Raw genomic sequence first — 19672 nt, 5'->3', positions numbered from 1 at the left:
ACGTCATTCCCCCAAGACGAGTGTTCAGAGGGCATACATGGTGAGTGTTCAATCGCCTCCCGGTGGCCGAGAAATCCCTTACGCGCGTGTGTTGTTGCTGCCCGCCATGCTCATGGCAGCGGCGACCGGAGCCGCCGTCGCCGCGGTGACGGAACCGGCCAGGACCGCCGTCGGCTGGTGCGGCGCCGTGGCGACCCTCATGGTCATCGCGGTCGGCGCCGAAGCGGTGCGCCGCGGCCGGACCATCCGGGGGCAGCGCACGCAGTACGCACAGCGCCTCGCCTTCCTCGAGCGGCGCATCGCCTCCCACGACGACGAGACCGTGCGCCTGGGCCGGGAGATCCTGCCCGACGCGCTCTGGCGGCTGCGCCAGGGCGAAGCGCCCGCCGAAGTGATCCGCAACGTCGTGGACAAGAACGAGGTCTACCGCGAACTCCCGGCCTCCCAGCGCGAGTTGCTGCGCTCCGTCCTCGAAACCCTGGACCGTGAGGAAGCGATGCGCGAGTCCGCGCAGCGCGCCTTCGTCAACATCGCCCGGCGCGTCCAGTCGATCGTCCACCAGCAGGCCGCGGAACTGCGCGACATGGAGGAGTTCCACGGGCGTAACCCCGAGGTCTTCGACGACCTGCTGCGCATCGACCACGGCACCGCCCTCATCGGCCGGCTCGCCGACTCCATCGCGGTGCTCGGCGGCGCCCGCCCCGGCCGCCAGTGGCCCAAGCCCGTACCGCTGTTCAGCGTGTTGCGCGGTGCGATGTCCCGGATCCTGGACTATCCGCGCGTCGAACTGCACTCGATCGCCAAGGTCGCGATCCACGGCACCTCCGTCGAGCCGCTCATCCACGCCTGCGCCGAACTCCTCGACAACGCCACCCGGTACTCGCCCCCGCAGACCAAGGTGCACGTCACCGCCGTCGAGGTGCAGACCGGCATCGCCGTCGAGATCGAGGACGGCGGCGTCAGCCTCAGCGAGGAGGCGCGGGCCCGCGCCGAGCGCATGCTGGAGCAGGCCCAGGCCGGCATCGACCTCAACGACCTCGGTGAGACGCCCCGGCTCGGCATGGCCGTCGTCGGCCGCCTCTCGCAGATGTACAACATGCAGGTCTCCCTGCGGCAGTCCGCGTACGGCGGCGTCCGCGCCGTCCTCATCGTGCCGCGCGAGATGATCACCACCGACGCCGCGCCCGGCCTCGCCCACGGCATCGGCGCCTCCGCCGTGCCGCGCGTGGACAACGGCGGCCGCCTCATCGAGGAACCCGCCCGCAACATCCGCCGCAAGAAGCCGCGCGTCGTCACCGCGGGCCCGCCGCTGCGCTCCCCGCTCACCGCGACCATGGAGGACGACGTCCCCGAGGTCACCGAGTGGACGTCGGGCGGCCTGCCGCAGCGCCGCAGCCGCGTCAAGATCTCCCTCAGCGAGCGGTACGCCCAGGAGGCCGAGGCCCAGCGGATCGCCGAGGCCCACGCCGCCGCGACCGCGTCGCCCCCGGCGCCCGCCCCCAAGCGGGAGGAGCCCGAACCCGGTCTGTGGATCGAGGCGTTCATGAAGGGCGTCAAGGGCGAGGACCCGGCCCCGGCCGGCCCCGATCCGGCGGCACCGCCCGGATCCGCCGCGTCCACCGCGTCCGCCGCGGAGGGGTCCGCCCCAGAGGGGCCCTACCCCCCGCAGGGCCCCACCCGGAACAACCACGGCAGCGCCGACGAGAGGGACTGGCAGTGATCCAGCAACGCGCCAACTTCGACTGGATGCTGAAGGAGCTCGCCGACGGGGTCCCACAGACCCGGCAGATCGTGGTGCTCTCCGCCGACGGCCTGCGCATCGCGCGCTACGGCGGCGACCCGGACGCGGCCGACCGCATCGCCGCGGCCTGCGCGGGACTGCAGAGCCTGGCCGCCGCCGTCGCCACCGAGATCCCGCACAGCGACGGCGGCATGAAGATGGTCATCATCGAGATCAACGGCGGCTACTTCTACCTGATGGCCGCGGGCACGGGCGCCTATCTCGCCGTGCTCGCGGACGAGACCGTCGACGCGGGCCTCATCGGCACCCGCATGCGCGACCTCGTCGTACGCATCGGGGCGCACCTGACGAGCCCGCCCCGGCGCGACGGGCAGGCCGTATGACTCCTCCGCAAGACTCCCCCCGTGGTTCACAAGAGGGCGACATCCCGCCCCAGCGCGGCGCGCCCCCCCAGCGGGAGCACCGCAGCCCCGAGAACCCGGAGCGGCTGTACATCCTCACGGGCGAGGACTCCGAGCGGGCACCGCTCGACCTCGTCACCCTGGTCGTCGCGCAGGGTGAGGCAGCTCCCACGGCTCAGCCGGAGCACTCGGCGGTCCTGCGGCTGTGCACGACGCCGCTCTCCGTCGCCGAGCTCTCCGCCTATATGGCGCTGCCGTTCAGCGTCGTGACGGTCGTCCTCACGGAGTTACTCACGGCCGAGCTCGTCCAGGCGCGCGCACCCATCGTCCGCTCCGCGCTCCCCGACCGATCCCTCCTCGAAGCGGTGATGCATGGACTTCAAAAGCTCTGACACGATCACCGGCCCGCGCAGCGAGGACGTGCTGCCGCACACGGCATCGGCCGCCGTGAAGGTCGTGATCGTGGGCGGGTTCGGTGTCGGCAAGACGACGATGGTCGGCTCGGTCAGCGAGATCCGCCCGCTGACCACCGAAGAGACCATGACCCAGGCGGGCATCGGGGTCGACGACAACTACGGCTCCGAGTCCAAGACGGCCACCACCGTGGCGATGGACTTCGGGCGGATCAGCATCTCCGAGGAGCTCGTCCTCTATCTCTTCGGCACCCCCGGCCAGGAGCGCTTCTGGTTCCTGTGGAACGGCCTCTTCGAAGGCGCGCTCGGCGCGGTCGTCCTGATCGACACCCGCCGCCTCGAAGTCAGCTTCGACGTCATCGGCCGCCTGGAGGAGCGCGGCGTGCCGTTCGTCGTCGCCGTCAACGACTTCCCGGACGCGCCCCACCACCCCGTCGAGACCCTGCGCAGGGCCCTCGACCTGGAACCCGCGGTGCCGATCATGGCGTGCGACGCCCGCCGCAGGGAGTCCAGCGGGGACGTCCTGATGACCCTGATGCGCTACCTCCACTCCCTGACGGTGGCGCGCGTCTGAGAGCGCCCGTACCCCCGTATCCAGCAACCCGGCACCCTTCAGCGAATCCCGGAGCGACGACCGTGACGACTCCTCCCTCCCCTTCCTGGCCCGACGGCCCCGCCGCCGCGCCTCCCGGCTGCCCCGCCCACGGCCTCGGCCCCGGCGGCCTGCGCCGTCTCTACGGACCCGAGGCGGACACCGATCTGGCGGGCCTGTACGAGAAGCTGCGCGCCGAGCACGGCCCGGTCGCGCCCGTGCTGATCCACAACGACGTGCCGATCTGGGCGGTGCTCGGCCACAGCGAGAACCTCCACATGACCCGCACCCCCTCGCAGTACACCCGCGACTCGCGCCGCTGGCGGGCCGTGCGGGACGGCAGCGCGGGCCTCGACCACCCGCTCGCGCCCGTCTTCACCTGGCAGCCGATGTGCAGCTTCGTCGAGGGCGACGAGCACCAGCGGCTGCGCGGCGCGGTCACCGGCGCCATGTCGGGCATCGACCACCGCGGCATCCGCCGGTACATCAACCGCTATACGAACCACCTCCTCAACGACCTGTGTCAGGAGGGCCGCGCCGATCTCGTCAGCCAGTTCGCCGAGCATCTGCCGATGATGGTGATGTGCCACGTCCTCGGCATGCCGGAGGAGTACAACGAGCGGATGGTGCAGTCCGCCCGCGACATGATCAAGGGCACCGAGACCGCCATCGCCAGCAACGCGTACATCATGGAGGTCCTGATGGGCCTCGTGGCGCGGCGCCGTGCCCACCCCGAGGAGGACTTCACCAGCAGCCTCATCGCGCACCCGGCGCAGCTCACCGACGACGAGGTGGGCGCGCATCTGCGCCTCGTGCTCATCGCCGCGTACGAGGCCACCGCCAACCTCATCGCCAACGTCCTGCGCATGGTCCTCACCGACCCGCGCTTTCGTGCGCAGCTCAGCGGCGGTCAGATGACGGTCCCCGAGGCCGTCGAGCAGTCCCTGTGGGACGAGCCGCCGTTCAGCGCGATGGTCGGCTACTTCGCCAAACAGGACACCCAGCTCGGCGGCCAGCGGATCCGGGCGGGCGACGGACTGATCCTGGGCATCGCGCCGGGCAACGTCGACCCGGTGGTGCGCCCCGATCTCGCCGCGAACATGCAGGGCAACCGCTCGCACCTGGCGTTCAGCGGCGGGCCGCACGAGTGTCCCGGCCAGGACATCGGCCGCGCCATCGCGGACACCGGTGTCGACGCGCTTCTGATGCGCCTGCCGGATGTCGAACTCTGCGTGGACGAGCGGGAGTTGCGCTGGACGTCGTCGATCCTGTCGCGGCATCTGGTGGCGCTGCCCGTCAAGTTCGCGCCGCGCCCGCCGCAGGATGTGATGGCGCGCCCCTCGGCGCAGGTGCCGACGCCGCGCAGGGACTGGCAGGTGTCGTCCCCGCCGCCGCGCAGGCCGGAGCCCGCGGCCCCGGCCCCGCAGCCGCCCGCCGCCCCCGCCGCCCCCGCGGCCCTCGCCGCGCCCGAGGCCGCCGCCCGGCCCAAGGGGGCCTGGCAGCGCTTCCTCGTCTGGTGGCGCGGCTACTGACCGTCACCGCGCCCAGGTGTCATGGGCCGTCCAGGCGGTCAGGGCCCGGCCGCTGACGAAGCGGTGTGCGACGCCCGTGACCGGGTCCGTGAACTCCAGTACGCGCGCGAGGAGTTGAAGGGGGCGCCGGAAGTCGTCCGGTGCCACGGGTCCGGTCACCACCGGGTAGACCGGATCGCCGAGGATCGGCAGCCCCAACGCGTTCATGTGGACGCGGAGTTGGTGGGTGCGGCCGGTGTGCGGGGTGAGCCGGTAGCGGCCGAGCCCTTCGCGGTGCCCGACGAGTTCGATCCGGCTCTCGCTGTTCGGCTCGGCGCCCTCGATCTCGTAGGCGGCGATGATCCCGCGGTCCTTCTGGATGTGGCTGCGCACGGTCCGCGGGAGGGGCACGTCCGGGTCGTACGGGGCCACCGCCTCGTACTCCTTGTGTACGAGGCGGTCGCTGAACAGCGTCTGATACGCGCCGCGTTCCTCGGGCCGCACGGTGAACAGGAGCAGTCCGGCGGTCAGCCGGTCCAGGCGGTGTGCGGCGCCCAGGGCCGGGATGCCGAGCTCCGAGCGCAGCCGGGCGAGGGCGGTCTGCGTGACGTGGCTGCCGCGCGGCATGGTCGCAAGGAAGTGCGGCTTGTCCACGACGACGATGTGTTCGTCACGGTGGACGATGTCGAGGGCGAACGGCACGGTGACTTCCGCCGGGAGGTCCCGGTGGAACCAGACGAAGGCGCCGGGGACGTAGGCCGTGTCCGGCGTCACCGGTGTGCCGTCCTCGCCGACGACCCTGCCCTCCCGCACCATCGCGTCGATGACTCCAGGACCGGCCGCGAGCCGCTCCACCAGGTGTTCGCGCACGGTCGGCCATGCCCCGTCGGGCGGCAGTTTGACCCGGACGGGGTCGACGCCGTCGCGCTGGGGGAGCGGGGAGGGCGGGATGCGGGGCTTGCGTCTCATCAGGGGGTCAGCGTAAGGGGCGGCGCAGGTCACGGGGGTACGGGCCGGTGGCGGGTTTCGCGGGCCGTGCGGGTGCACGGGGCGCGCGGGGGCCGGGCCCGCGGGCCCGTGTGCGCCCCGGAAAACCACTGCCGTCGGTCGTGCCCCCGCTGACACGATGCGCCCATGCCCTTCAAGATCTCTGACATCGTCGCGGCCGGTGCCCTCGCCCGCCGTGCGCAGCCGACGCTGCCCGCCCCCGGCGCCCTGGTCCTGCGCCCCTGGACGGCCGCCGACGCACCCGCCGTGTACGAGGCGTTCCAGGACCCGGTGCTCCAGCGCTGGCATGCGCGGGTGGCGGACTCCGAGAGCGAGGTCCGCGGCTGGATCGAGGGCTGGATCGAGGCGTGGGGCGAGGAGCGCGACGCGTACTGGGCGATCGCCGACGCCGGTAGCGACGAGGTGGTCGGCCGGGTCGCCCTGCGCTGCATGGTGCTCGGCGACGGTCAGGCCGAGATCGCGTACTGGACCATGCCGTCGTCGCGCGGCCGGGGTGTCGCTCCGCGTGCCGTGATGGCGCTCTCGGAGTGGGCGTTCGACGAAGTGGGCCTGCACCGGCTCGAGTTGACCCACTCGACGGCGAACGAGGCGTCCTGTCGCGTCGCCCTGAAGACCGGTTTCGCGGCGGAGGGGACCAAGCGCAGCGCGCTGCTGCACGAGGACGGCTGGCACGACATGCATCTGCACGCCCGCATCAAGGGTGAAGCTGCCGTTTTCGGCAGTAGACGGCCATGAGCACACAGTGCGTCCCGTGTTGTCCAGACCAATCCGTATTTCTGCAGGTCAAGCTGGTGTCGATATGCCCATCTTTATTTACCCTTTATTGACGCTCACTGAGAGTAGGTGCTTAGCTTCGCTCGCTTCTGTGGAGAACCTGTGAACCTGGGGTGGGGTTGTGGTTACAACAAGGGGCCGTCGCGATAGGCGACGGCCGAGATCGAGCGGCGCTCGCGCGGTGAGCTGGACGGTGGCGTGTGCCGTCCTTGCCTCGCTGGTGACGGCGGTGGGCCTGGCCGGATCGGCCGCTTCCGCGGACGGCGGCAGCGGCGCCAAGGCGGACACCGAGCAGTCGACGTCAGAGCGTGCCGCGGCCACCGGTAAGCCGGTCGAGGTGGTGTCGGAGCGCGGCGCCTACACCACGACCGTGGCGAACCCCGACGGCACCTACACGCTGACCCAGGCCACCACCCCACAACGGGTGAAGGCCGACGACGGCGGGTGGCGGGACGTCGACACCACGCTGGTGCGCCGTTCCGACGGCACCGTCGCCCCCGGGGCGACCGCGGTCGACCTGGCCTTCTCGGGCGGGGGCAGCGGCAGCAAGATGATCCGCATCGGCACCCCGCGCGGCACGCTGGAACTCGGCTGGCCCGGCGAGCTGCCGGCCCCCGAGCTGAAGGGCGCCACGGCGACGTACCCGAACGTCCTCAAGGACGTCGACCTCGAACTGACCGCCACGTCCGAGGGGTTCAGGGAGATCCTCGTCGTCAAGACGCCCGAGGCGGCCGCCAACCCCGAGCTGGACACCGTCCGCCTGCCCGTCAAGGGCAAGGGACTGCGCGTCCTTCCCGGCACGGACGGCGGGATCCGCGCGGTGGACGAGGACGGCAACGACGTCCTGGCGGGCCCGGCCGGAATGATGTGGGACGCGGCGGGCGACACGGCGCGGCGCGCCCGGTCGTCGAAGTCGGCGTCCGCCCCGGCCGGTGAGCCCGGCGCCCCGACCCGGCGCAGCGCCACGCAGCCGAACCCCGGGGACCGCAGCGCCGAGATGCCGGTCGAGGTCGAGGACGACGCCATCAGCGTCAAGCCGGACCGGGAGCTGCTGCGCGGCGAGAAGACCGTCTACCCGGTGCGCATCGACCCCCCGATGGGGCTCGGCGCCTCGGAGCGCACGGTGCTCTCCAGCGACGGCGACGTGTTCTGGCAGTTCAACGGTGACTACGGAGTCGGCAACTGCAGCCGCATGGGCCCGTACTACTGCGACAAGGACCACACGAACCGGATGTACTTCGAGTTCGGGCCCGCGAAGCTGTCCGGCAAGCAGGTCGTCGACGCCACCTTCCGCGCCAAGGAGACCTGGTCGTTCACGTGTGACGCCAAGTGGGTCGACCTGGAGCGCACCGACAACATCTCCAAGGGCAAGAGGTGGCCGGGCCCCACGCAGCGGGACCAGATGGGCGACCGGCACGTGTCCGCGGGCCGCGGCGACCAGTGCAGCCCCGAACAGCCCGACCAGTGGGTCGAGTTCAACGACAACCCGGACGAGCCGGACGAGAACCTCACCTCCTCGGTGCGCAATCTGGCGTCCGGCAAGTTCAGCGCGCTGACGCTGATGCTGCGGGCGCACGACGAGGGCGACCCGGCGGCCTGGAAGCGGTTCGACGACAACGCCGAGCTCCAGGTGGTCTACGTGCCGAAGCCGGGCACCCCCTCCTCGGTGGGCGTCATCCCGGGCAGCGGCACCACGGGCTACTGCGCCAAGTCCTCGCGCACCCCCACGATCGTCACCCGCCTCGACCCGATGACGCAGGCCAAGGTGCAGACCCAGGTCAAGCCGAAGGCGGGCGAGGAGAAGGGCGAGCTGCAGGCCGAGTTCGTCGTGCAGCGCGGCGATGACGCCGACTGGCACCAGGTGTGGTCCGACTACCGGCCGAAGCCCGGCTGGGTGCCGGACGACACGCTGGCGAAGGTCCGGATGGACAACCGGGCCGACGGCGGTCTGTACCGCATGAGGGCGCGCACGCAGTCCCACTGGACGTACGGCACCAGGAAGGGCGACCTGTTGTCGGCCTACTCGTCCTGGTGCTACTTCAAGATCGACTCGACGGCGCCCAAGGCACCCCAGATCACCTCGACGGGCCTGTACACCGAGTGCCTCCCCGACCTCTGCGAGGGCAAGGGCGGCCCGGGAGCGGCCGGAGCATTCCAGCTCAAGCCGAACACCGTCGACAAGGACATCACCGGCTACCGGTGGCGGCTGCTGACCCAGAAGGGCGCCACCGAGACGACCGGATCGACCGTCACAGTCAAACCCGTGCCGTCGCTGTCCGGGCTCCAAGTCCTGACAGTGCAGGCCAAGGACGTACGTGAACGCTGGGGCACCCCGAGCGAGTTCGCCTTCAAGGTCGCCCCGGCCGCAGGCCCCGTCGGCACCTGGCACTTCGATGACGCCGCACCGGGCTCCACGGCCACCGTGGCCAAGGACTCCGGGTCCGAGGGGACGCGGCACGACGCGACGCTGCGCCGCCGGACGGACGGCACGGCCGCCGACTGGTCCGTGCTCGGCCGCCGCGGCACCGCCGACTACTCGCTGCGCCTCAACGACGATGTGAGCACGGAGTCCGGGCGGACCGGCTATGCCGCCACCTCCGCGCCCGCGGTGAACACCGGCGACTCCTTCACCCTGTCCTCGTGGGTCCTGCTCACCGACACCACCGAGAACCGGGTGGTGGCGTCGGCGCCGGGGGCCAACGGCTCGGCCTTCACGCTCTACTACTCCTCCACGTACAACAAGTGGGTGTTCAACCGCACCGCGACGGACACGAAGACCAACCCGGCCTACATCCGCTCGATCGCGGACACCACGGAGCCGACGATGGAGGTCTGGACCCACGTCGCCGGTGTCTTCGACAGCAAGGGCGACACCGACAAGACGAACGACACCATCCAGCTGTTCGTCAACGGCCGCCCGCAGGGCCAGCCGGTCAAGCTGTACGCGGCCTCCAGCACCTACACGCCCTGGGTCTCGACCGAGGGCCTGCAGTTCGGCCGGTCCAAGGTCGGCGGTGCCTGGGGCGAGAACTTCCTGGGCCGGCTCGACGAGGTCAACGTCTGGCAGCGCGCGCTGACCGGCGACCAGCTGCGCCAGGACGCGCGCCTGGAGACCGACAGCGTGCCCGCGACCGAGCTCGTCGGTTACTGGGACTCCGCCACCGCGGAGAACGGAAAGGTCGCCGAGTACACCTCGTACGCACTCGGCTCGATGGACATCTCGTCCACCGGCGCGGTCGCGGACCCCGACGACAACGAGCTCGAACTCGACGGCAGCTCCGGCTACATGGCCACCACAGGGCCTGTGGTGGACGAGACCGGCTCCTTCACGGTGACCGCCGACGTCAAGCTGGACGGCGCGAAGTTCGCGGCCATGAAGGTCGGTACCCGCGCCCAGGTCTTCGGCCAGTCCACCCCGGACGGCAAGGAGTCCTCGTGGGCCCTGTGGGTGGAGAAGGTCTCCGCCGACGGCTACCTGTGGCGCTTCGGGCGTACGGCGACCGACTCCGCGGGCAAGGTGCTCGCGACCGCCTCCGTACCGTCCGAGACGTCCGCCGAGATGGACACGTGGGTGCAGGTCACCGGCGTGTACGACGCCACCGAGGAAGTCGACGGCGGCTTCGGCAACACGCACCTGTACCTGAGCGAGACCGAGCAGGCGCAGGAGGGCGGTGCCGCCTTCCCCGCGGTCGAGCAGGGCGGCGGTGAGCTCGCGGCCGGGCGTGGCCGGGCCGGTGGCGTCAACGGGCACTACCTGCCCGCGTCCCTGGACGAGGTCCGCGTGTGGACCGGGGCGATGACCGCCGACCAGGTCCGCTCCAAGGCGCTGGGCGCACCCGGCGACGAGTGACGGACGCCGGGGGCCCGCACACGCGGGCCCCCGGCTCCGTCCCGGCGCCCGTATTCACGTATTCACGTATTCAGCCAGTGGCACCTGACGGCGGTGTGGAGCAGCTCCATGCCCCCGCGGTCGCCACGCGATGGCCCCTGCCCGGACGTCGCCGTCCCGGCGCGGGTCGCATGGGGAAACCAATGAGACGAACAGCGTCGGTCCGGCTTGTGCCGGGCCGCACCAGAGCCGCGCGGGAGCGCAGGCTCCGCCGAGTGGCGGTCATCGCCGGATTCTCGCTGCTTCCGGGGCTGCTGAGCACCAGCGCCTTCGGGGCACGCCCCGATCCGCTGGGCCGCCCCGACCTGAAGACGGTCGAGGCCGACGACGTGTCGCCCTTCGAGGCGAAGACGGACAAGAAGACGGCCGCGCAGATGGCGAAGGCCGCGCGGGCGGACCGGGACGCCATGCGGCGCGCCGAGGCCGACGCGCGGCGGACCGTCGCCTGGCCGAAGCGCGGGTCGGCGACCCTGAAGCTGGCCGACGCCGAAACGGCCGAGGCCGCGCCGGGTGCACTGCCGGTGACCCTCGCGCCGCCGAAGCGGGGCAAGGAGCAGGGCAAGGAGCAGGGCAAGGGCAAGAAGCACGGCAAGGTCGCCGACCAGGTCGAGGTGAACGTCCTCGGGCGGCAGGAGACGGCGAAGCTCGGGATCAAGGGCGTCGCGCTCAAGGTGACGGGACCGGCGACCGGCGGCCGGGCCGAACTGGGCATCCACTACGGGAAGTTCGCCTCCGCCTACGGAGGTGACTGGGCCGGACGGCTGCAGGTGGCGCGCATCTCCGACTGCGCGCTGCGCTCGCCCGAGGCGGCCAAGTGCCACAAGGCGGAGCCCCTGCCGTCCGTGAACGAGCGCGGCGACCAGCGCCTCGCGACCCAGCTGGACTTCTCCGCCGCCGTCCCGGCGGCCAAGGGCGCGGCCACGAGCGCGCGTTCCGGCACCGGCCGCACGCTGCTCCTGGCGGTCTCCGCCGGTACGCAGTCGGGCGGCGGTGACTTCAAGGCGACCCCGCTGACCGCCTCGTCCACCTGGGAGGCGGGCGGCAGCGCGGGAACGTTCACGTGGTCGTACCCGCTGAAGCCGCCGGCGCCCGCCGCCGGACCCAAGCCCGCCCTGGACATCTCCTACAACTCCTCCAGCGTGGACGGCCGTACGGCCACCACCAACAACCAGGGCACGCAGGTCGGTGAGGGCTTCGACCTCACCGAGTCCTTCGTCGAGCGCAAGTACGGCTCGTGCAACGACGACGGCCAGGACAAGAAGTACGACCTGTGCTGGAAGTACGACAACGCCTCGCTCGTGCTCAACGGCAAGGCCACCGAGCTGGTCAAGGACGACACCAGCGGCAAGTGGCGCCTCAAGAACGACGACGCCTCCGTCGTCACGCACTCCACGGGTGCGGAGAACGGCGACGACAACGGCGAGTACTGGAACGTCGTCACGGGCGACGGCACGAAGTACGTCTTCGGCCTGAACAAGCTCGACGGCGCGGCGGCCGCCGACCGCACCGAGTCCACCTGGACCGTGCCGGTCTTCGGCGACGACTCCGGCGAGCCCGGCTACGAGGACGGCACCACGTTCTCCGGCCGCGACAAGAAGCAGGCGTGGCGGTGGAACCTCGACTACGTGGAGGACACCCACGGCAACGCGATGAGCTACTGGTATGAGGCCGAGCACAACAACTACGACAAGCTCGGCGACGACAACACCGGTACCGGTTACATCCGCGGCGGCTACCTCAAGGAGATCCGCTACGGCCAGCGCGCCGGTGCCCTCTTCTCCGCGACGCCCGCCGCCTCCCACAAGGTCGCCCTCACCTACGCCGAGCGGTGCGTCGCATCGGGCACCGGGTGCGACGCGCTGACGAAGGACACCAGGGACAACTGGCCCGACGTGCCGTTCGACAGCATCTGCAAGGACGGCGACAAGTGCACGTACAACTACAGCCCCACGTTCTTCTCCCGTAAGCGGCTGACGGGCGTCACCACCTCGGCGTGGGAAGCGGCCGCGGCCACGCCCGGCTACGCGCCGGTGGACGCCTGGTCCCTCAAGCAGCGCTACCTCGACCCCGGGGACACCGGTGACTCCACCGACCAGTCGCTGTGGCTGGACGAGATCAAGCACACCGGCAAGCGCGGGGCCGATCTCTCCCTCGACCCGGTCAAGTTCGCCCATGTGTACCGGCCCAACCGGGTCGACGGCCCTTCGGACGACATCCTGCCGTTCAACCGGCCGCGCCTGAAGACGATCACGTCGGAGACGGGCGCCGAGACCATCGTCGACTACCTCGCCGCCGACTGCGCGGCCGGGCAGACGATGCCGAAGGCGGACGAGAACACCAAGCGCTGCTACCCGGTGTACTGGTCCCCGAACGGCGAGACCACACCGATCCTCGACTGGTTCCAGAAGTACCCGGTCAGCGGGGTCCAGACGACGGACCCGCACGGCGGGTCCGAGGCCGTGCAGCACATCTACACCTACTCCGGCGGTGGTGCCTGGCACTACAACGACGACCCGATGACTCCGGCCAAGGAGCGCACCTGGTCGATCTGGCGCGGCTACGAGAAGGTCACGCACCTCACCGGTTCGCCCGGTGCCACCCAGACCAAGGAGGTATCGGTCTTCCTGCGCGGCATGAACGGGGACCGGGTCCTCGGGTCCGACGGAAAGACCCCCGACGCCGACAAGCGCAAGAGCGTGGACGTCACCGGCGTCAAGGCCGCGACGATCACCGACTCCGACCAGTACGCGGGCTTCACCCGGGAGACGGTGGCCTACGACGGAGCCGCCGAGGTCTCCGGCACGGTCAACGACCCCTGGTCGAAGCGGACCGCCACGCAGCACAAGTCGTACGCCGACACGGAGGCCTACTTCGTCCGCACCGCGGCGTCCCACGCGCGCACCAACGTCACGAGCAAGCTGACCCCCGTCGACCGGGTCCGCACCACGAAGACGGCCTTCGACGACTACGGCATGCCCGAAACGGTCGAGGACACGGGCGACGACGCGGTCAAGGGCGACGAGAAGTGCACGCGCACCTGGTACGCCCGCAACGGCGACACGGGCATCAACGCGGCCGTCTCACGCACGCGTTCCGTCGCGAAGCCCTGCTCCGTCACGGACGCCGAGCTGGACCTGCCGGCCGACTCCAAGCGCTCCGGTGACGTGATCTCGGACGAGGCCACGGCCTACGACACGACCACCTGGTCCGCCGCGCAGAAGCCCACCAAGGGCGAAGCGCAGTGGAAGGGCCGCGCCAAGGGCTACGGCAGCGACAACGCCCCGGTCTGGCAGCAGTCCGGAACCGTCAAGTACGACGTGCTCGGCCGCCCCACCGTGGAGCGGGACACCCACGACGACATCGTCACCACCACGGGCTACACCCCTGCCACGACGGGTCCGCTGACGGCGACCACCGTCACGAACGTCAAGGGCTTCAAGACCACCACGGCCATGGACTTCGGACTCGGCGTCGACCTGAAGATCACCGACCCCAACGGCAAGGTCACCGAGAGCGAGTACGACAGCCTCGGGCACATCCTCAAGGTCTGGCTGCCCAACCGCTCCAAGTCGCTCGGCAAGACACCCAACTACGTGTACGACTACAGCATCACCGCCGCCGCCCTTCCCTGGGTGTCGAGCGGCACCCTCAAGGCCGACGGCTCCGGCTACACCACCACCTACGAGATCTTCGACTCGCAGTTGAGGACCCGTCAGGTGCAGGCGCCCTCCGCCTCCGGGGGACGCGTCATCGCGGAGACGGTCTACGACGCCCGCGGTCTCGCGGTCACCGCCGAGTCCGACATCTGGGATGCCAAGAACGCGCCGTCCGGTGTGCTCGCGCAGCTCGACGGAGGCCAGGCGCCCACCCAGACGGACACCGTCTTCGACGGCGCGGCCCGGGCGATCAAGACCACGACGAAGAACAACGGCGTGGCGCGCTGGTCGACCGAGACCATCTACCAGGGCGACACCGTGATCACCGGCGCTCCGGCCGGCGGCCAGGCGACCGCGGTCGTGACCAACGCCCTCGGCCAGACCATGGAGCGGCGCGAGTACGCGGGCCCCAAGGCGACCGGCACGGAGTACACGACCACGTCGTTCGGCTACACGCCCCGCGGCCAGCAGAAGTCGGTCACCGGTCCTGGCAAGGACGCCACCTGGAGCTACACCTATGACCTGTTCGGTCGTGAGGTCCACGCGGACGACCCCGACAAGGGCGGCAACTCGACGGAGTACAACGACCTGGACCAGCCGATACAGACCACCGACAACACCGGCAAGTCCCTGTTCATCGGGTACGACGAACTGAACCGCAAGACCGGCGTGTGGCAGAACTCCAAGACCGACGCCAACAAGCTCGCCGCCTGGACCTTCGACAGCCTCGCCAAGGGCCAGCAGGACACCGCCGTCCGCTACGACGGCGGCCTGACCGGCAAGGCGTACACCCAGAAGGTCACCTCGCTCGACAGTCTCTACAAGGTCACCGGCAATCAGATCGTCCTGCCGGACGACGACCCGCTCGTGACGGCCGGCGTGCCCAAGGCGCTGTCCTTCTCCACCGCCTACAACCTCGACGGCACGGTCAAGCAGGGCACCGCCCCCGCGGTCGCCGGGCTCGCCGCCGAGACGGTCTCGTACGACTACGACGGCCTGGGCCGGGTCCGCACGGCCAAGGGGGCCACCGGCTACCTCCAGGACGCCGCCTACTCGCCGATCGGTGACAAGAGCCAGCTGACGCTGGGCACCGACGCCAACGCGAAGAAGGCCTACCTCACCAACGAGTACGAGTCCGGCACGCGCCGCCTCACCCGGTCGTACGTCACCGACGACGTGCACGGCTACATGCTCCAAAACCTCAACTACCACCAGGACGACGCGGGCAACGTCACGTCGGTCTTCGACGCGACGACCCTGGGCGGCACCGGCCAGGCCGACTACCAGTGCTTCGACTACGACGGCCAGCGCCGTCTGACCGAGGCCTGGACGCCGAAGACCGCCGACTGCGCCGGCACCGGTCGCACGGTCGGCAACCTCGGTGGGGCCGCACCGTACTGGACCAGCTACCAGTACGACGACGCCGGACTGCGCACCCAGCAGACCGACCACGCGTCCGCGGGCAACACCGTCACCGACTACCGCTACGGAACCGAGTCGGGGCAGCCGCACGCGCTGACGAAGACGGAGTCGGGCGGCAAGACGAAGTCCTACTCCTACTACGCCGACGGCACCACCAAGACCCGCCCCGGCACACAGGCGGAGCAGACGCTGACCTGGAACGCGGAAGGCAGCCTGCGGTCCACCAGCGAGCCCGCCGCCGGTGGCAAGGCGGCCAAGGGGACCGAGTACCTCTACGACGCGAGTGGCGACCTGCTGATCCGCCGCGCCACGTCCGCCGACGGCGAGACGGTGCTGTACCTCGGTGCGATCGAGGTGCGCATGAAGCCTGCCAGTGGCGGCAAGCCCAAGTCCCTGTCCGGGACCCGCTATTACACGGCAGGCGACCAGACCGTCGCGGTCCGCACCGCGACCGCCGGGACGTCCGGCAGCAAGCTGGCCTTCCTCTTCGGCGACCACCACGGCACTTCGAGCCTCGTGGTCGACGCGACGACCCTGGCCTTCACCAAGCGGCACACCACACCCTTCGGTGCGCCGCGCGGCACGAAGCCCTCCGAGTGGCCGGACGACAAGGGCTTCCTGGGGAAGCCGTCCAACGAGGAAACGGGCCTCACCCACGTCGGCGCACGGGAGTACGACCCGGTCATCGGCCGGTTCCTGAGCGTGGACCCGGTCATCGACCCGGAAAAGGCCCAGTCCCTCAACGGCTACACCTACGGCAACAACAACCCGGCGACGTTCAGTGACCCCACGGGCCGGGACATCGGTGACCTCTTCGGCAAGGTCGTGGGCGGCCTTGCCGCCGTGGGCAGCTTTGTGAAGAACGTCCTGGGCATGCTCGGCGGGGGCGGCGGTGGCGGCGGTAGTACGGGGTACACCGGTGGTACGGCACCGACCAGCAGTTGGGGAGGGACCGGGACTGCCACCAATGGATGGAAGCCCGGTACGACCTACAACCTCATCACCAAGTCGTATGACTACCCGTTCCTGAACCGAGGCGGAAAGTCGCTGGACGAAATCTTCGCTTCCATTCCCGACTGGGGAATCGTCCAGGACCCCAAGGCGAAGAATGGCTGGACCTCTTCCCGGAAGCTCTTCTTCGGATGGATCTGGGGAGGCGGGTATCCGCTCAAGCCGAATCAGCAATTCCGCGGGGGTGACGCCTTCACTGCCATCCTGGCCCGTGACGACACCATTTCCGATCTGCGTGAGGACTTGGTGGCGCAGGCCCGGGACAAGGGAATGCGGGCGAAGGGTGCCGACCCGGAACGCGACGGTTTCAGTTACAAGGACAAGGGCCCTGAGCCGGGCAGTCCCATTTGGAAGTTGAACTCCCTCCGCGGAGCCTTCAACGACCTTGCGGGGACGTTGACCAATGGCACCATCGGGACTTCTAATTCCGCCGATGCCTTCCTGGGCACCTACAAGGGTCGTGCGCGGATCAAGGCGGTCGACAAGAAAAAGGGAACGGTGACGCTCCGGTTCTCCGCGGAGAACCTGTCGGACTGGCACTCCGCCACCCACGTCATTCCGCGGAACTTGAACCCCCTGTACAAGGACACGTTCGGGGCGGCGGTCGAACAGAAATTCTCCTGGGAAGAGAAGTGGCCGCTCAGTGGGGGTGTGAGCTACTCGGATTGGCTGGACTAGTGCTCGGGCAGGGCTGTGGAGCTATTCAATATGGCGCCACAGCCCTGCTGCTATTATGCGCGGGTGAGTAAATTGAGATTCGGCCTACCGTTGGCAATGGCAGCCACCCTCCTTGTCTCGTCCTGCGGTGTCGGTGAGAAAACGGCGACGGTCACCGTGGATGACGTCGCCGGGAAATGGGTCGAGTCGGGTGGGGGGAGTATCACCCTCTCCGCCGATCGGACATTCAAGGCGTCCGGCCTGAAATCTGAAGTTTTCGCCGCTGATGGCTGTCCTGCGGGAGACGTGTCCGGAGCATGGGGTTTCTTCGTCGACAAGAGCGACGCCTTGAGCGTGGTGTCGAAGGAGGCGAAGAAGGGGGCCTGGATCGGACTGTCGTTCCGAGGTGTCCCGGAGGGGGACTGCTCGATGGACCTCGCCGCGGTGGACGGCGGTGACAAGCTCTGCGCCTCCGACGACCCGGGCGACCCGTGCGACCTCGACGTGAAGTTCTCCCGCAAGCCGTGACGTTCGGACGTCAGGCGCCACCACGCACGAGGAGGCGGCCACCCCCCCCCGCGGGGTGCCGCCTCCTTGTGCGTCATGCGTCATGCGTCATGCGTCATGCGTCATGCGTCATGCGTCATGCCTGCCGCGCGGCGCGTGGCAGGACCGGTGTCAGGCGGTCTTCTCCTGCTCCGCCTCCACCTGCGCGTTCCACTCCCGCTTGGACGCCTGCCAGCCGTCCTCGTTGTGACCGAGGCGCCAGTAGCCGGAGATGGAGAGCCGCTCGCGCGGGATCTCGCGCTCCACGCGCAGATAGCGGCGCAGCTCCTTCACGAAGCCCGCCTCGCCGTGCACGAAGGCCTGCGGTTCGCCCGCGGGGAACTCCAGGGAGCGCACGGCCTCGACCAGGAGTTCGCCGACCGGGCGGTCGCCGCGGTGCAGCCAGACGACCTCCGCGTCCGTCGCGATCTTCTGCTCCTCCTTGGCGCCCTCGACCTCGACGAAGATGTGCGCGACGGCGCCCCTGGGGAGCGCCTCGGCCGCCGCGGCGATGGCCGGCAGGGCGCTCTCGTCGCCCGCGAGCAGGTGCCAGTCGGCGTCCGCGTCCGGGGCGTACGCCCCGCCCGGACCCTGGAAGCGCACCGTGGCGCCCGCCTCGACGGTCCGCGCCCACGGCCCCGCGAGGCCCTCGTCGCCGTGGATCACGAAGTCCAGGGCCAGCTCACGGGTCTCGGCGTCCCACCAGCGCACCGTGTACGTCCGGGTCACCGGCCACTGCTCGCGCGGGAACTCCTCGCGGATGCGCTGAAGGTCGAACGGCTCGGGGTAGGTGACGCCCTCGGCGTCGAAGAGGAGCTTCACGTAATGATCGGTGCACCCGGCCGTGGTGAACTCGGCGAGGCCCGCACCGCCGAGGATCACGCGCTGCATGTGCGGGGTGAGCCGCTCGGTGCGCACGACCCGCGCCACATGGGCCTTCGGTGCTTTGCGTGCCGGACGTTCTGCCATGGCGACGGCCTCCCCTGATCCACGATTGCTTAGGCTTGCCTAAGTTAACACCTCAGGGGTGCAGTACGGCGAGCAGCCGCGTCAGCGAGCCGCCCAGGCCCCACTGGGCCGCCAGCTCGTCGAGGGTGGCGGGATCGAGCGGTTCGCGGGGCAGTGCGACGTCGACGTCGGGCAGGGGCACGTCGCCCGCCACCCGTACGACCTTCGGCGCGACCGCCACATACGCGCGGGACTCGTCGAGCCGCTTGCGCTGCGACGGGGTGAGCTTCGACTTCGGGTCGTCGACCGCGGCCATGATCCCGGCCAGGTCGCCGAACGCGTCGAGGAGCTTGGCCGCCGTCTTCTCTCCGATGCCGGGCACGCCCGGCAGGCCGTCGCTCGGGTCGCCGCGCAGCAGCGCCAGGTCCACATAGCCCGGCCCGGCCACGCCGTACTTCTCGCGCAGCCACGCCTCGTCCGTCATCTGGAGCGTGCCGACGCCCTTCAGGGGATAGAGGACGCGGATGCCGCGCTCGTCGTCGACCAGCTGGTAGAGGTCGCGGTCGCCGGTGACGATGTCGACCGGGCCCGTGGCGCGGGCGGCGAAGGTGCCGATCACGTCGTCGGCCTCGTACGCCTCGACGCCCACGCGTGCGATGCCGAGCGCGTCGAGGACGGCCTCGATGATCGGCACCTGCGGCGACAGCGTGTCCGGGATCTCCTCGGCGTCCGGGCCCGTCCTGGTCTCCTCGGCGACGCGGTGCGCCTTGTAGGAGGGGATGAGCTCGACGCGCCAGTGCGGGCGCCAGTCGGCGTCCATGCACGCGACCAGGTCGTCCGGGCGATGATCGAGGACGAGGCGGGTGATGAAGTCGAGCAGCCCGCGCACGGCGTTGACCGGGGTGCCGTCCGGGGCCTTCATGGATTCCGGGACCCCGAAGTAGGCCCGGAAGTAGAGGGAGGCCGTGTCGAGAAGCATGAGCCGTCGTGTTCGCTGAGTCACATCGGCATCATGCCGCACGGCACCGACAGTGCGAACGTGCTGCGCATGGCGCCGCGGCCCAGGGGAGGGCGGCGGGCGCGCGTTGCGCATGGTGACGACG

General features: G+C 70.3%; 12 protein-coding genes. 9 read left to right on the top strand and 3 right to left on the bottom strand.

Annotation, left to right across the window (positions count from 1 at the left end; all coding sequences use genetic code 11):
* The first annotated feature begins 37 nt into the window (after positions 1 to 37).
* From ABZ953_RS35465 to ABZ953_RS35445, 5 genes are all read left to right on the top strand, one after another.
* A complete protein-coding gene (locus ABZ953_RS35465; protein ID WP_361732953.1) occupies positions 38 to 1720 on the top strand; it encodes an ATP-binding protein in 1683 nt (560 codons plus the stop codon).
* A complete protein-coding gene (locus ABZ953_RS35460) occupies positions 1717 to 2124 on the top strand; it encodes a roadblock/LC7 domain-containing protein (protein WP_361732951.1) in 408 nt (135 codons plus the stop codon). The genes ABZ953_RS35465 and ABZ953_RS35460 overlap by 4 nt, the downstream gene beginning before the upstream one ends.
* Positions 2121 to 2534 (top strand): DUF742 domain-containing protein, encoded by a 414-nt coding sequence (locus ABZ953_RS35455; RefSeq protein WP_361732949.1) that lies wholly within the window; start codon positions 2121 to 2123, stop codon positions 2532 to 2534. Before ABZ953_RS35460 ends, ABZ953_RS35455 begins: the two co-directional genes overlap by 4 nt.
* The gene (locus ABZ953_RS35450; RefSeq protein WP_361732947.1) at positions 2515 to 3129 is read left to right on the top strand and encodes an ATP/GTP-binding protein; all 615 of its coding nucleotides are present in this window, start codon (positions 2515 to 2517) and stop codon (positions 3127 to 3129) included. Before ABZ953_RS35455 ends, ABZ953_RS35450 begins: the two co-directional genes overlap by 20 nt.
* Before the next feature lie 62 nt (positions 3130 to 3191).
* Entirely contained in the window at positions 3192 to 4679 is a 1488-nt protein-coding gene (locus tag ABZ953_RS35445; protein WP_361732945.1) for a cytochrome P450, read from the top strand.
* Positions 4680 to 4682: 3 nt separating this feature from the next.
* On the opposite strand, the gene ABZ953_RS35440 is transcribed toward ABZ953_RS35445, so the two are convergent.
* Positions 4683 to 5627, bottom strand: a complete 945-nt coding sequence (locus ABZ953_RS35440; protein ID WP_361732943.1) for an RluA family pseudouridine synthase — start codon at positions 5625 to 5627, stop codon at positions 4683 to 4685.
* Positions 5628 to 5792: 165 nt separating this feature from the next.
* Between ABZ953_RS35440 and ABZ953_RS35435 the strand changes: the two genes are divergently transcribed.
* From ABZ953_RS35435 to ABZ953_RS35420, 4 genes are all read left to right on the top strand, one after another.
* Complete coding sequence (locus ABZ953_RS35435; protein WP_361732941.1) at positions 5793 to 6401, top strand: GNAT family N-acetyltransferase; 609 nt, start codon at positions 5793 to 5795, stop codon at positions 6399 to 6401.
* A 220-nt stretch (positions 6402 to 6621) separates the two neighbouring features.
* Entirely contained in the window at positions 6622 to 10290 is a 3669-nt protein-coding gene (locus tag ABZ953_RS35430; RefSeq protein WP_361732939.1) for a LamG-like jellyroll fold domain-containing protein, read from the top strand.
* Positions 10291 to 10472: 182 nt separating this feature from the next.
* Complete coding sequence (locus ABZ953_RS35425) at positions 10473 to 17096, top strand: RHS repeat-associated core domain-containing protein (protein ID WP_361732937.1); 6624 nt, start codon at positions 10473 to 10475, stop codon at positions 17094 to 17096.
* Between the two features lie 285 nt (positions 17097 to 17381).
* Positions 17382 to 17603 carry a hypothetical protein gene (locus ABZ953_RS35420; RefSeq protein WP_361732935.1) on the top strand — a complete coding sequence of 74 codons (222 nt, stop codon included), beginning with the start codon at positions 17382 to 17384 and terminating at the stop codon, positions 17601 to 17603.
* A 150-nt stretch (positions 17604 to 17753) separates the two neighbouring features.
* Here ABZ953_RS35420 and ABZ953_RS35415 read toward each other — a convergent pair whose 3' ends face one another.
* Positions 17754 to 18590 (bottom strand): siderophore-interacting protein, encoded by an 837-nt coding sequence (locus tag ABZ953_RS35415; RefSeq protein ID WP_361732933.1) that lies wholly within the window; start codon positions 18588 to 18590, stop codon positions 17754 to 17756.
* A gap of 52 nt (positions 18591 to 18642) precedes the next feature.
* A complete protein-coding gene (locus ABZ953_RS35410) occupies positions 18643 to 19548 on the bottom strand; it encodes a 5'-3' exonuclease (protein WP_361733003.1) in 906 nt (301 codons plus the stop codon).
* Between the last annotated feature and the right edge of the window lie 124 nt (positions 19549 to 19672).

This window comes from Streptomyces sp. NPDC046465 (genome assembly GCF_040646035.1).
In the GTDB taxonomy this organism is placed as follows: Bacteria; Actinomycetota; Actinomycetes; order Streptomycetales; family Streptomycetaceae; genus Streptomyces.
Note: the sequence above shows the minus strand (reverse complement) of the source record. Positions and strands in the feature narration are given on the sequence as shown.